This is a genomic window from Oceanobacillus jordanicus (assembly GCF_022095695.1).
GTDB classification, from domain to species: domain Bacteria; phylum Bacillota; class Bacilli; order Bacillales; family Amphibacillaceae; genus Oceanobacillus_B; species Oceanobacillus_B jordanicus.
In genome coordinates this window covers 133,959-148,088 of the sequence record NZ_JAIFZM010000006.1, presented here as the reverse complement: position 1 = coordinate 148,088, position 14,130 = coordinate 133,959, and the positions used below count along the sequence as shown (strand labels likewise).

Genomic DNA, 14,130 nt, shown 5'->3' with positions numbered 1-14,130 from the left:
CGCTATTTACAGAAGGAGCGAAAAGTAATGATCGCGATAATTGATTATGGTGCAGGCAATATAAAGAGTCTGCAATTCGCATTAGATAAAGTGGGCCTCTCCTCTGTCGTTACTACAGAATCTAACGTAGTCCAGGAAAGTAAAGCTATCATTCTCCCAGGAGTTGGTGCCTTTAATGACGCAATGGAAGCCATTAGAAGTCTAGGATTAGCAAAAATATTAAAGGAAGAGGCTGCAAACGGAAAGCCTTTACTCGGCATTTGTCTAGGCATGCAATTATTCTATGAAACGAGCTATGAAGACGGAAGGTGGGAAGGGCTTGGCCTGCTCAAAGGTGCTGTGTCACGAATAACGGGAGATGTAAAAGTTCCTCATATTGGCTGGAACACATTAGACCAGCATGGGAACAACGCTATTTTGCGGAGTATTAACCCAGAAGCATATGCCTATTTTGTCCATTCCTATGCTGTCACGGATTATGAGAACCAATCTTTGGTCGCAAGTACCTTGTATGGAGGGACTATCCCTGCAGTCGTTCAGGATAAAAACATAACAGGGATGCAGTTCCACCCAGAAAAAAGTGGCGCGGTTGGTTTACAGCTATTAAAAAACTTCGGGGAGATGATCAGATGATTTTATTTCCAGCTATAGATATCAAGGATGGAAAGTGTGTACGACTTACACAAGGAGATTACAATCAACAAAAAATATATAGTGATTCCCCATTAAATGTTGCCCGTCAATGGGAAAAGCAAGGCGCGGACTTTATCCATATCGTTGATTTAGATGGAGCGAAATCAGGTATATCTGCAAATCAATCGCTCATCGAAGAGATTGCTTCTATAAGTCCCATTCCTGTACAAGTCGGTGGCGGTATCCGCTCACTGGAAACAATAAAAAGGTATGTTGAAGCAGGTGTGGAAAGAGTAATTATCGGAACTGCAGCCATTGCAGATCGTCCATTTCTCAAGGAAGCAGTAAAGCTGTACAAGGATCGTATAGCAGTCTCGCTTGATGCCCGCAACGGGTTTGTTGCGACAAATGGTTGGACCGAAACAAGCACCATTCGGGCCATTGACTTGGTTAAAGAGCTTGAAGAAATCGGCGTCGAAACCATTGTATACACAGACATTTTAAAAGATGGGATGCTTCAAGGTCCTAACCTGGAAGAACTTGAAGCCATGAATCAGGCAACAAACCTGAACGTAATTGCTTCAGGCGGAGTCACAACGAAAGAAGATATTCAACAGCTAAGAAATCTGCAACTATATGGAGCTATAATCGGAAAGGCTTTGTATGACGGCACACTATCCTTTGAAGAGATCGTAAAGGATGAGTCAAATGCTCGCTAAAAGGATAATCCCTTGTTTGGATGTAGATAAAGGACGGGTAGTAAAGGGGAAAAAGTTTCAGAACATACAGGATGTAGCTGATCCAGTAGAACTTGCACAAAGATATAATCAAGCGGGCGCGGATGAACTCGTGTTTTATGATATTACCGCCTCCAATGAAGAAAGGGACATCCTTGCTGACATCGTAGAAAAAGTAGCAGCAGAGATCGCAATTCCTTTTACGGTTGGTGGCGGGCTAAGGACAGTCGATGATATTCACAAAATCCTTCGCTCAGGTGCCGATAAGGTTTCAGTTAATAGTTCAGCAGTAGAGAATCCGCAACTTATTCAACAATCTGCCTTGAAATTCGGGTCTCAATGCATCGTACTATCCATTGATGCAAAGCAAACAGCAGATAATAAATGGATGGTGTTTACCAAAGGTGGCCGCACTAATACAGGATTAGATGCAATCGAATGGGCAAAGCGCGGTGAAGAACTAGGCGCTGGGGAAATTGTGATTAACGCTATTGATACAGATGGAGAGAAAAACGGCTATCAACTTGATCTAATTAAGCAGCTTGCAGAAGCTGTGAATATTCCAATCGTCGCAAGTGGTGGTGCTGGGAAATTAGAGCATTTCTCTGATGTACTCCAAGAAGGATATGCAGACGCAGCCCTTGCCGCCTCTGTATTTCACTATAATGAGATCCCAATTCCAGAATTAAAACAATATTTACAGAAGAAAGCAATCAACGTTAGGAGTGAACAATCATGGAGGTAGAGATAGAAAAACTTTCCTTTGATAAAAATGGCTTAATTCCTGCCATCGTACAAGATGCCGAGAGTGCTAAGGTACTTACATTGGCCTATATGAATGAAGAGGCAGTTATGAAAACCATTCAAACTGGTGAAACGTGGTTTTACAGTAGGAAGCGCCAATCTCTTTGGAATAAAGGCGAAACCTCAGGAAACAAGCAAAAGGTTAAGAAAATCAAATTTGATTGTGATGCAGATGCCTTATTGATCCACGTAACGCCGGTTGGACCTGCCTGTCATACTGGAGAGGAAACGTGTTTTCACAATACACTCTACGAAAAAGAAGAAGTTGAAAGTGAGATTATCCCAATGTTGACTAGTAACATTAAGGAACGTCGGAATAATCCCGTAGAAGGGGCATATACAACCTATCTGTTTAATGAGGGAATTGATAAGATATTAAAGAAAATAGGCGAAGAAGCCAGTGAAGTTATCATTGGGGCTAAAAATACGGATAAACAGGAGATTACCTGGGAGATAGCAGACTTAACCTACCATACACTGGTATTAATGGAGCTGCTTGATGTTTCTGTATCAGATATAAAAAAAGAGCTAATGAAACGGCATATTAATAAGGCTGGCAACCAAAGTGAGTAGGTTTTGGAGCAAAGCCACCCTCCGCTGTGAGCCCTATGTACCTGGAGAACAGTTAAATCAGCCAGGGATCATTAAACTGAATACAAATGAAAATCCCTATCCCCCTTCCCCTGCAGTGGTAAGGGCAATTGAAAAGGAAGCCGCTAACAGTCTCAATTTATATCCATCTCCTACTGCGGATCAGTTGAAAAAGCGAATTGCAGACTTACATGGACTAAAGAAAGAACAAGTTTTTGTCGGCAATGGATCAGACGAAGTACTTGCTTTTTCCTTTATGGCCTTTTTTGATCCAGATAAGACAATCAGATTCCCGGATATTTCCTATAGTTTTTATCCTGTCTATGCACGTCTGTTTAATATTCCATTTGAGACTGTACCCTTACAAGAAGATTTTACTATACCTAAGGAAGCTTTTTTCCAATCGCAAGGTGGTGTCATTTTTCCGAACCCAAACGCACCGACGAGTATTTATCTGGAGTTGGATTTTATTGAGGAAATTGCTGCGCAAAACCCGCATCAAGTCGTTATTATTGATGAAGCGTACATCGATTTTGCCAGTGAATCTGCAGTGAGACTTGTTCAAGATTACGAAAATATCTTGGTCATTCAAACCATGTCTAAGTCAAAGTCGCTCGCCGGCCTTCGAGTGGGATATGCACTAGGAAATGAGGATTTGATTTCAGGTCTTACGCGTATAAAGGACTCTTTTAACTCTTACACCTTGGATCGACTTGCTATCGCGGGAGCGGAGGCGGCGTTTCAAGCGACCGATTACTATGCTGACATGACAGAGAAAGTTAAAACCACAAGAGAATGGACGATTAGTGCATTGAATCAACGTGGGTTTACCGTTCTGCCATCTCAGACAAACTTTATATTCACTACACATGAAACAATTCCTGCAGAAGAGCTCTACGAGAGGCTTAAGGAATCTGGCATCCTAATTCGGTATTTCAACAAGCCACGCATTGAAAATTACGTACGCATCACAATTGGAACGGATGAAGAGATGCAGCAGCTTTTCCATCAGTTAGACCAAATTATAAAGTGAAACTTCAATTTAGTGGAGGTCTTCATTCTTCCCCCACTGATTGTTAGTAGAACGAATCGGGGTGTTAGCGTCCGTTTACTCCCACTAAAAACTCACGGTTTCACTTCATGTTTTAAAGGGGAGTCTTACGGACGGTTGCACCGGGATAAAAGAAGCAACTTAGGGGCGCCTAAACGGGGCTACAGCAAATACTTCGCTAATTGATGAGCCCACACTACAAATGACACAAAAATGCCGAATCATTACTAGCCTATAGGCTTTGACGTAATGATTCGGCATTTCTTTTAATCAACTTTTATCTCGCTTCTTTTTTATAATGAATACTCCAACGTTCCTTTCATTATAAGAAATCGCTATTTAGATTAACGTTTCTACTTCTGCATCTTCTTTTAGTTCAGCTACTTTACTCTGTAGCTCAGTTGCAGTTTTTTGCTGTGTTATCTGATTTTTAATAGTCGGCTCTAAATCTTCCAGTTTACCAACTTCCTGATCGCCACTTTGTTCTTTCAACTTGTTGTAATATTCTTCGACTTCTTCATCTGTTACTTTAATATCCAACTCAGACTCTACGTATTTATTGGTAATCAAGTCATCAGCAAGTTGTCTTTTAAAGTCATCTTCGGACAACTGAAACTGATCAAGAACTGCTGTTAATTGCTCGCCATTCTCTTCCTTAATCGTGTCAAATTCGGATTGCACTTCCTCATCCGTCACCTCTAAACCTAGCGTTTCGGCTTCTTGACGAATCAATTGCTGTTCGATTAGAACATTAACGGCTTGTTCTTTGACTACTTCCGTATCCGAAACATCTTGTCCACTTCCGGCCATTTGGGTTTTCAACATGCTATATACTGAATTATAGCTATCTCCCATTACCTCCGTACCATTAACAGAAACTACTGCTTTCTCCGGATCAAGTTTTTCTTCTTCTGTTATCTCCGTTGATTGCTGCGCCTGTTCATTTTCCCCTGCTGCACTTTCTTCCGTTTGTGCACTATCTTCTTGTTCATTATCTTTGGACTCTTTCGATGAATCATCATTACAAGCTGCCAATACTATAGCTAAAGTTAGTGCAAAGCCTAACAAAATCAACTTCTTCATTAACAATTCCCTCATTTCATTATGTTGTCCCTTCATTCAAACATACTTTTCTACCACTTATCAAGTGCCAGGAAAGGCGATAACCCTTGAAAAAGCTATTTTGACAGGGTTTTCAAACCAACGTAACATTTCGGTAACAATCTGAACCGCCTTTCCCTTCATTCTGCCACATTTTGCGACAACTCTTTAATGCACTCATCTAGATACTTTAGAAAGCGCCTAAACAGACCATAAACGGTGAGTAATCACTTTAACGTTTCCACTGGGCCGATGCAACAGTTCGAGGGTACGAGTCGATGGCATTCGTACCTTTAAAACCTAATATTTACCCGATTTTCTCCGCCAATTCTAAAATAATTCCTTCTGGACCACGAACATAGCATAACTTATAAGCATTTTCGTAGTTTTGTATCTCACCGAAAAGTTCCGTACCTTTATTCTGCAAATTGGCTACTACGGATTCTATATCTTCAACAGCAAATGCAATATGCCTGATCCCTAAGGTATTTGCAAAAGATTGCTGAATTCCTTTTTCATCTGTCGGTGTATGAAATTTGACCAGTTCCAACGTTACCTGACTATCCGGCATCCCTAACATTACAACCGTCTCTCTCACGTCACTAAGCCCTATAATTCGTTCTACCCACTTACCTTCTACTTCTCCTTCCCCTAACATTTCAAGCCCAAAATCGAGGAAAAACTCTTTAGCAGCAGAGAGATCATTTACTATTACACCTACATGGTCTATTCTTTTGATCTTCATACTTATACCTCCCACTCTCTATTTTAAAAATATTCTGCATTATTTATAAGTATATCAGTTGTTCTTACTGTCCCCACCAAATTTATTATAATTAAACCCATTATAGAATCTAAGTTCCCACCAATCGTTATGCCAACAAACATTAATAGGGTCTTAATACAAAAAAGCTTGCAGAAAAACACATGGTTTCTCTACAAGCTTTTAATTTAAGGTTTATTCTATGCTGGACTCGATTTGTTTTACCATTTCGGACACAGACACCAGTCCGCCTCCAGATAGATACCAGTAATCAGGGTCCAAGTACACGATATTATCTTTCTCATATGCTGTGGTTCCCTTAACAAGATCATTCTCTACTAATTGCTTGGCAGCTGAATCTCCTCCGATTGCCGCTCCTCTATCGACTACATACAATAGGTCTGGGTCTTGCTCCACAACATATTCAAAAGAAACATTCTGACCATGTGTAGAAGCTTCAATACTCTCGTCTACTGCTGGCACACCAAATACGTCATGAATAATACCAAAACGGGAATTTTGACCGTATGCACTGATCTTGTCATCATTAGCCAAAATAATTAGTGCCTTCTCATCAGATGCAGAAGCCTTTTCATTTATTCCAGCAATGGACTCGTCAATTGCCGCAAGCTCTTCCTCTACTTGTTCCTGTTTGTCAAAAAGTTCCCCAACCTTATTCATGTTTTCTTTAAATGATTCCATGTAATTCGTTGTATCTACACCTAAATAGATTGTAGGAGCAATCTCTTCAAGCTGGTCATATACTGCTGCTTGACGACCTGAAATTAAAATTACATCTGGATTGATTTCGGAGATTTTCTCGAAATCTGGCTCTTTTAAGCTTCCGATATTTTCGTATTCATCCCCATTGTACTTTTCAAGATAGGAAGGAATGTTTCCTTGTGCAACACCAGCTACGTCAACGTCTAGCTTATCAAGGGTATCTAGAATTCCGAAGTCAAATACGACAACTTTCTCCGGATTCTTTACAACCTCAGTATCTCCATATTCATGGGAAATCGTAATCTTCTCAGTCGCCTCTTCTCCACTCGTTCCTTCACCACTAGCGTCATTTCCACAAGCTGCCATAACAAGCGCTAAAAGTCCCATTACAAGAATAATCGTAAACTTCTTCATATTAAATTCTCCTCAATATTTGGTTTTTAATCCAGGCTTCATTACCTGGCTTATATTCTGTAAGCATATATATTTACCATTGAATTTGTTTCATATAAAATACAAGTACGTTGATTCCTTTATATTGGCATTGCATTCCCGTGCAGTTCGCCTTTATAAGGGTTTTTTTATTTTTACTTCTTAAAAATAGACACATATTCTGCGGTCATCAATATTTTTAATATCAATGTCCATATCATATATTTCTTTAAGTACACACTCATCAATCACATCACATGTGCGGCCTGTTTTTGCAATCTTTCCATCCTTTAATGCCACAATATTATCCGAGTAACAGGAAGCAAAATTGATATCGTGTATCACGATTACAATTGTCTTCCCCCATTCGTCTACAAGGCGACGCAAGGTTTTCATGATCTGTACAGAATGTCGCATATCTAAATTATTTAGTGGTTCATCAAGCAGAATATATTCTGTATCCTGTGCAATTACCATTGCAATATGGGCACGTTGCCTTTGGCCCCCACTAAGTTCATCTAGGAACTTATGCTGCATTTCCCGCAACTCCATGTAGTCAATCGCTTCTTCCACCTTTATCCAATCTTCCTTCGTAAGCTTTCCTTGCGAATATGGAAAGCGCCCAAAGGAAACGAGCTCTCGCACTGTTAATTTTAAATTAATGCCATTTGATTGTTTTAAGATCGAGATCTTTTTGGCTAGCTCATTGTTTTTTGATTTGAGTATGTCTTTCCCATCAATGGTTATATCCCCATTATCTCTCGTAATCAAGCGACTGATCATGGAAATAAGTGTACTCTTTCCAGCACCATTTGGGCCGATAAAGGAAGTGATTTTTCCTTTTTCGATATGTAAAGAGACATCTTCGATTACTTTTTTTTCGTTATATGACTTGAAGACATTTTTGATAGTTACCATGATTTATTCTCCTTTAACAAAAGATAGATGAAGTAAATTCCACCAATAAAGTTAATGATGACACTTACAGTCGTTTCAAACACAAACACTTTTTCTACAAGGAACTGCCCACCAAGAAGTGCAATAATACTGATTAACATAGAGCCGATAATAATGTAAAAGTGTCGATATGTTTTTAAGAATTCATATGCGACATTGACAACAAGTAGGCCGAGGAACGTAATTGGTCCAATAAGCGCTGTTGCGACAGAAATCAGTATCGCAACAATGATTAACAGCCGCTTTACGACATAGTTGTAAGGTACCCCAAGATTAATAGCGTCATCCTTACCAAGTGCCAGTACATCTAAATACTTATAAAGCCTGGCAAAATAGAGAGCGACCAACAACAGGATTACAATTGATAAATAGACAAGGTCTGTATTTACATTATTAATACTGGCAAACATCCTGTCCTGTACTAACGAAAATTCATTTGGGTCAATAAGTACCTGCATAAACGATGTTAAACTACCAAAGAAGGTTCCTAGAATCATCCCGATTAGCAATAAAAAGTAAATATTGCTCCCCTCACTCTTAAATAACCATTGATATAGAATAAGAGAAAATATTACCATCATCCCAATCGAAACGAGGTAGTTAACCTCACCACTCAGCATCACAAGTGATCTCGAACCAAGCACAAAAATAATAATGGTTTGAATCAACATATACAGAGAGTCAAGCCCCAGCACACTAGGAGTTAGAATACGATTATTGGTAACAGTCATAAAAAGGGTGGTCGCGAACGCAATAGCCCCGCCTGTCATAATGATCGTAACTACTTTAATGATCCTTCTAGGTAAAATATAGCCTATATTTCCAGTCAGATTGTAAAAAATATACAAACATGCAAGAGCCAATGCGATAACAGCAAGTATGATTGTTTTCTTTTTATAGCCCATATTTTCTTCTCCTTAGCAGCATGTAAATAAAGATCGCACTGCCAATAACTCCAACTGTCAGGCTAATTGGTATTTCATATGGATAGATAATGATTCTGCCAATAATGTCACACATTAAAACAAATATCGCCCCAAGCAATGCTGTATGTATTAAGCTTTTCTTCAGATGATCGCCCTGATAAATGGTAACAATATTCGGAACAATCAACCCAAGAAATGGAATAAGTCCAACTGACAATACGACAGAGGCCGTTACAAGAGCTACAATTACTAACCCCAAATTTACAACCTGACGATAGTTAAGGCCAAGATTACGAGAGAAGTCTTCTCCCATTCCAGCAATGGTAAACTTATTCGCATATAAGAAAGCCATTATCAAGATAGGGATACTAATAAACATCAGTTCATAATTCCCTGACATTATCATTGAAAAGTCACCCTGCATCCAACTGGACATGTTCTGAATAAGATCATGACGGTAGGCGAAAAACGTTGACGCGGAACTGATAATATTCCCAAACATAAGACCTACTAAAGGTATGAAAATCGTATCCTTGAACTTGATTTTCTCCAATATTTTCATAAATATAAACGTGCCCAAGAGTGCAAAAACAAAGGATACTAGCATTTTTTGTAATGGGCTTGCTGATGCAAATACCATCATCGACACAAGTACGCCTAGCCTTGCAGAATCCAACGTACCCGCTGTTGTTGGGGAAACAAATTTATTTCTGCTGAGTTGTTGCATGATTAACCCGCATATACTCATGCTCATTCCGGCAATGAGAATACTAATTAATCTTGGTAGTCGACTGACTAAAAGTATGTTAGCCTGCTCTGGTGTTAAATGAAATAAGTCCAATGGTGTTACATTCGATACTCCGATAAATACAGAGGTTATGGAGAGTACACCAAGGATCAGGATGTAATAACGTATTTTCATAATGACCTTCTCTTTCTATGTCTAATGCCGTATTTCTTGTTCCCCTATCAATGATCAATAATGATATTCATTATCAATTAGCCTGTTTTTTATTATAACAGATTATGAGGCCTCGTCAATATATTGTGAAAGGTTTTCCATATTTCTGTCTTTTTCCCTAGTTAATTCTTCTTGGATATTATAGTAGAAAAGCTTGCATTCGCTCGTCTTCTAACGCATGTTACGTTTTTCTTATACGTGTTTTTTCTATATTTTAGCTACAATGTCTTTGCTTCCTGGATAAAAATCTCATGCATCCTACCTACCAAAAAAGTCTGTGGAGACCCTCCACAGACTTAGACTTTCCTATTTGTTATTCCGTTTCACAACCCTCATCCGTACAGTACGTCGTCTTGGACTGTTTAGGATTTAAAGATGTTAGTACCGGCTTCTCTTTTTCTTCTTGCCAAACTGTTTCAAGGACTTCTGTGAAGACCTCAGGTGGCTGAGCACCAGAAACAGCATACTTCTCATTAAATACGAAGAAAGGAACACCTTCCACGCCTATTTGACGAGCCTGCTCTTCATCTGCCCGGACATGAATGGCATAATCATCTACTTTTAGTAAAGTCGTTACCTCATCTTCATCAAGCCCAATTTCTGATGCTAGGTCAATTAACGTCGTGTGATCGCTGATTAACTTAGATTCTGTGAAATAGGCATATAGTAGTCGTTCCGTCATTTCTTTACCCTTGCCTTGTTCTGCTGCATATTTAGCAACACGATGTGCATCAAACGTATTTGTATGCTTCATTTCATCAAAGTTATATTGTAGTCCTAATTCCTTTGCTTGTTTCCCCATATCCTCATTCATTTGCTTTGCTCTTTCTACCGGCATATTATACTTTCCGGCAAGTAGCTCATGAATCGTTTTATCAGGGTTTACTTCTGCATTGGGATCAAGCTCATAGCTCTTGTATATTACACTTACTTCTTCTTTATGAGGAAATGCTTCTAGTGCTTTTTCCAATCTACGTTTTCCTATATAACAAAATGGACATACAAAGTCTGACCAAATTTCTATTTGCATTTATTCCACCTCATTTCTGTAAATATTGTAGCATAGCTTCCTATTTCAAATGAAGTATTGTGCTTATTTTACAGAAGGTCAGAATGTCTTGAAGTAAGGCTATCTAATGGAGCTTTCCTTTGTCTACATATCTACCAAAATCAGGCACAGCTACTTTTTCAAATTCACGAACAAGTCTTTCCATCCCTTTTGTAAGTTTATCACCTTCCATAGCCGAACCATGTCCGGAAATCATAACGCTTGGCTTTAGGTCTGCCAAGATACGCGCCGACTCCCATGCTGCCTGCCAATCTGTCGTCAAATACCTGGGTGGACCATTTACCTCTGACTGTTGCAGGAGAACCTTATGAAGAGAATCTTGCCTTACTGTAATCACGGCATCCCCAGAAAATAATAGCCCATCACTTTCCCGGTAAAAGGATACATGGCCAGGGGAATGGCCCGGTGTATGAAGCCATTTCCAGTCATCTAGAAAAGGCACCCGCTGATCTGAGGGTAATGGCTGTACAGATGAACCTAAATCAATCCCCTCATGTGGGTACAGAAAGGACATTTTTGCGAGCATTCCACCTTCCACGTTTGTATCCGGTTCAGGGTAATCTTTTTCACCTTGAAGATATGGTAGTTCTAGCTCATGGGCATAAACAGGGACATCCCATTCCTGTATAAGGTCATACAAGCCGCCTACATGATCAAAATGAGCGTGCGTCAGGATTATTGCTGCAGGCTTACTATTCCGTCCAAATCTGTCTACCACCACTGATTTAATTTCTGGTGCTGCATTAGGTAAGCCAGCATCGACTAATACCCACGTATCACTACTCGGATGCCCAATAAATCCAATATTAACTATTTGATCTGTATAATAATATACATCTTCTTTTACCTCAATTCCCCCACCGCTTGTAATGGAAGTCATAGGGATAAATTTATGGTGTTCTTTTGGTCTTTCATTCTGATCCACGTTATTCCTCCTTCGCCATTTCCCTTAGTATTTGTTAAGGAGTAAAAAAATAATCACTTCCTAAGGGAAGTGATTACGACTCATTTGTATAGTTTTGTTTTTCTTGTACGTCTCCATTCTCTTTATGAATGGTTAAAGATGTTCCTTTATTTTTAGCGATTTCACGCCCACGCTTAATGGCATCCTCTTTTTTACCAAATACATCGCTTGGTTTCTTCGCGTTACTTGATGAAACTGCCCATCCATCTTCGTGGGACAAAACATGTTCACCCTCTTCTAAACGTTCCGGGTTATCATATCGCTTTCCCTCTTCAGATCGTTTCGTTGGCTTACCGCTATCTTCATATTCTTCAACTTCTTTTTTACTTGCGTTATCTCGCCACTCTTTTGCCTGTTCGATGGCTATCGGAATAGCTCTTCCTTCCTCGTATCCTTCGTCAAGCATGGAATTGGCAATATCTATTGCCTTCTTCTTTGTTATATCTGGCAGGTTTTTCATTGATGACGGGTAATCATTCATGGTCCAGGGCATCTACTTTTCCTCCTAGTCGCTTTTTAAGTATCATACCCTTTCCCTAACGTATCCAAAACCTATCCTTCAAAAGCATACTGAAATCTAACTGGTGCTTCATTTGTTGTAAAGTAATTATCAAGTTCAATTCTATCCCCAGGCTCTAAAGAAATCCCTTCATACGTCTCTTCTTTCAGAAGCGAACCATCTTCGCCATAAATAAGAATTGTTACGTTTCCGGAAAACTTCTCTGAATTATCGTAGTTCCCACCATAAATTTTGACTTCAAAATCGCCGTCTTCATCCTCAAATGAACCGACATATGCAACTAAATGATCATTTTCGACTTTCCCTTTATTTGTTTGATAAACCTCATCCAGCCCCGCAACCATTTCTTCTTCCATATGCTTTGCATCCATCGTGAAAAGAGCAATTGGAACAGTAACAATGATGTAAATGGCTACTAGCCACTTTATAGTAGAAGAGATGATGGTTTTTTTCGAGTATCCTCCGATAATTAAACCAAACAGTACGATGCCAGTCAAAAAAACTATAATTAAATGCCATTTTGATAAAAACATTTCTGGATATAATGCCATTGGTTCCCCCACTATTATCTCTTTTTTGCTATAATTATTAATTGTAGCAGAAATTCATTAGATATCTAGCTATATATTTAACCATTAGATGGAGTGGGGTGCCTACATGTATAACGAATCATACATACATGAACATAAACAAAGACAGATGGAACCTTTTTGGTGGGTGACGGCATTCCTATTCAGCACGCTCGGCCTCTTGCTAGGGTTAACATTTATAATCGGCGGGCCTGTATTATTCGCCGTTTATATGAAAACATGGCTATTATTATTTATACTTCTTATTCCATTAGGTATTTGGATATGTATTGCACTCACGCGAGTCTTAAAGAGAATGGTTTGGCGAAACCGACATCTTTCCTCTTACCGTTTGGGGAGAAACCAAATTACATACCATACCTGGAACGAAGACAATAAAACAGACAGCGAAGGCACCATTAGCTTTAACCATATCCAATATGTAGTGGCGTCCATTTATTTAATAAAGGATAACCATGCTTATACAAAGTCTCGCATCGCGGAGCAAGTACCACGTATGGCACTTGCCCCTGTTCTATACATTGTCTATGAGAAAAACGGCCAGCAACAAATTTTGACTGTGCCGTTTTATATGGATACTGCTATTAATACATGGCTACAAGGATTGAAGGAAAATCAGATTCCTCTCCTTTTTTCCAGCTTAAATCTGTACGACATGGAAGATGAGGAAAGATTTCAATCGATTGTAAAGGGGGAGAAGCAATTACCTTTTACTTTTGAAGGCGACTGGCTGAAGCAAGCTGCTTCTTTAAACAAAGAATGGTTCTCTCAAATGGAAGACACCACCTTACCAGAGGAAGATAACTCTGACGAAGAATATCAGGAAATGATGCGTAAAGAGCAAGAAACCAAAAAGGTCCACTTCAGGGCTTGGCTTCGAGCAGCGACCCGTGTGTACCCCTTACTAATTATCGGCAGTTATATCTCTATCTATCTGGGAGAGTCTCACATTATTTCGGATGATGGTGTGCTTCCAGGTCTTATATTGTTAATCATCTCCGCCTACTTATACTTCCACTTTCAAAGAGGACATCTTAGAAAGTCCCTTATGCCAAGGTTCTGGGTAGAGAGTTTTATTATTTGCCTTATACATTCAATGTTCGCAGAAAAATACGGTACTATTGCGGAGGAAATAACCACGGGAATTCTCGGCGCCTCTATAATTATCATTGTTATCGTATGGATTCCATATCTTTTTGTTGCTAGGTTAAGAAAAGCATAGATCAGATCTACCTATCGCCCGTCATCAATAATGATGATGGGCTTTTTGCTTGTCATAACCACACAGCCAAACAATATTGCTCCTGT

At 39.4% G+C, this 14,130-nt stretch carries 16 protein-coding genes; 6 read left to right on the top strand and 10 right to left on the bottom strand.

Going from position 1 to position 14,130, the window contains the following annotated elements; all coding sequences use genetic code 11:
• Positions 1-27: 27 nt before the first annotated feature.
• Genes hisH through hisC form a run of 5 tightly spaced genes read left to right on the top strand, consistent with a single transcriptional unit; the run spans position 28 to position 3,798 of the window.
• Positions 28-633, top strand: coding sequence for an imidazole glycerol phosphate synthase subunit HisH (hisH, locus tag K3T81_RS09090; RefSeq protein ID WP_238019511.1), 606 nt, complete (start codon positions 28-30; stop codon positions 631-633).
• Positions 630-1,352 (top strand): 1-(5-phosphoribosyl)-5-[(5-phosphoribosylamino)methylideneamino]imidazole-4-carboxamide isomerase, encoded by a 723-nt coding sequence (gene hisA / locus K3T81_RS09085; protein ID WP_106895654.1) that lies wholly within the window; start codon positions 630-632, stop codon positions 1,350-1,352. The genes hisH and hisA overlap by 4 nt, the downstream gene beginning before the upstream one ends.
• Positions 1,342-2,115, top strand: coding sequence for an imidazole glycerol phosphate synthase subunit HisF (hisF, locus tag K3T81_RS09080; protein WP_106895653.1), 774 nt, complete (start codon positions 1,342-1,344; stop codon positions 2,113-2,115). Before hisA ends, hisF begins: the two co-directional genes overlap by 11 nt.
• Positions 2,106-2,747 (top strand): bifunctional phosphoribosyl-AMP cyclohydrolase/phosphoribosyl-ATP diphosphatase HisIE, encoded by a 642-nt coding sequence (gene hisIE / locus K3T81_RS09075; RefSeq protein WP_238019509.1) that lies wholly within the window; start codon positions 2,106-2,108, stop codon positions 2,745-2,747. The genes hisF and hisIE overlap by 10 nt, the downstream gene beginning before the upstream one ends.
• Positions 2,740-3,798 carry a histidinol-phosphate transaminase gene (gene hisC, locus K3T81_RS09070; protein WP_238019507.1) on the top strand — a complete coding sequence of 353 codons (1,059 nt, stop codon included), beginning with the start codon at positions 2,740-2,742 and terminating at the stop codon, positions 3,796-3,798. The genes hisIE and hisC overlap by 8 nt, the downstream gene beginning before the upstream one ends.
• A gap of 357 nt (positions 3,799-4,155) precedes the next feature.
• Here the strand turns inward: hisC and K3T81_RS09065 are convergent, their stop codons facing one another.
• From K3T81_RS09065 to K3T81_RS09020, 10 genes are all read right to left on the bottom strand, one after another.
• Positions 4,156-4,899, bottom strand: coding sequence for a SurA N-terminal domain-containing protein (locus K3T81_RS09065; RefSeq protein ID WP_036577086.1), 744 nt, complete (start codon positions 4,897-4,899; stop codon positions 4,156-4,158).
• 325 nt (positions 4,900-5,224) lie between these two features.
• Positions 5,225-5,662, bottom strand: coding sequence for a VOC family protein (locus K3T81_RS09060; protein WP_238019505.1), 438 nt, complete (start codon positions 5,660-5,662; stop codon positions 5,225-5,227).
• Positions 5,663-5,875: 213 nt separating this feature from the next.
• The gene (locus K3T81_RS09055) at positions 5,876-6,817 is read right to left on the bottom strand and encodes a siderophore ABC transporter substrate-binding protein (RefSeq protein ID WP_238019503.1); all 942 of its coding nucleotides are present in this window, start codon (positions 6,815-6,817) and stop codon (positions 5,876-5,878) included.
• Between the two features lie 180 nt (positions 6,818-6,997).
• Positions 6,998-7,753, bottom strand: a complete 756-nt coding sequence (locus K3T81_RS09050; RefSeq protein ID WP_036577084.1) for an iron ABC transporter ATP-binding protein — start codon at positions 7,751-7,753, stop codon at positions 6,998-7,000.
• The gene (locus K3T81_RS09045) at positions 7,747-8,697 is read right to left on the bottom strand and encodes an iron chelate uptake ABC transporter family permease subunit (RefSeq protein ID WP_106895647.1); all 951 of its coding nucleotides are present in this window, start codon (positions 8,695-8,697) and stop codon (positions 7,747-7,749) included. The genes K3T81_RS09050 and K3T81_RS09045 overlap by 7 nt, the downstream gene beginning before the upstream one ends.
• Entirely contained in the window at positions 8,687-9,640 is a 954-nt protein-coding gene (locus K3T81_RS09040; RefSeq protein WP_238019502.1) for an ABC transporter permease, read from the bottom strand. The genes K3T81_RS09045 and K3T81_RS09040 overlap by 11 nt, the downstream gene beginning before the upstream one ends.
• 352 nt (positions 9,641-9,992) lie before the next feature.
• A complete protein-coding gene (locus K3T81_RS09035) occupies positions 9,993-10,709 on the bottom strand; it encodes a DsbA family oxidoreductase (RefSeq protein ID WP_106895646.1) in 717 nt (238 codons plus the stop codon).
• Positions 10,710-10,812: 103 nt separating this feature from the next.
• The gene (locus K3T81_RS09030) at positions 10,813-11,673 is read right to left on the bottom strand and encodes an MBL fold metallo-hydrolase (RefSeq protein ID WP_420830808.1); all 861 of its coding nucleotides are present in this window, start codon (positions 11,671-11,673) and stop codon (positions 10,813-10,815) included.
• A gap of 73 nt (positions 11,674-11,746) precedes the next feature.
• A complete protein-coding gene (locus tag K3T81_RS09025; RefSeq protein ID WP_238019500.1) occupies positions 11,747-12,205 on the bottom strand; it encodes a DUF2188 domain-containing protein in 459 nt (152 codons plus the stop codon).
• A gap of 59 nt (positions 12,206-12,264) precedes the next feature.
• Entirely contained in the window at positions 12,265-12,783 is a 519-nt protein-coding gene (locus K3T81_RS09020; protein WP_238019498.1) for a hypothetical protein, read from the bottom strand.
• Positions 12,784-12,889: 106 nt separating this feature from the next.
• Here K3T81_RS09020 and K3T81_RS09015 point away from each other — a divergent pair, with 106 nt between their 5' ends.
• The gene (locus K3T81_RS09015) at positions 12,890-14,044 is read left to right on the top strand and encodes a hypothetical protein (protein ID WP_238019496.1); all 1,155 of its coding nucleotides are present in this window, start codon (positions 12,890-12,892) and stop codon (positions 14,042-14,044) included.
• Positions 14,045-14,130: the final 86 nt, after the last annotated feature.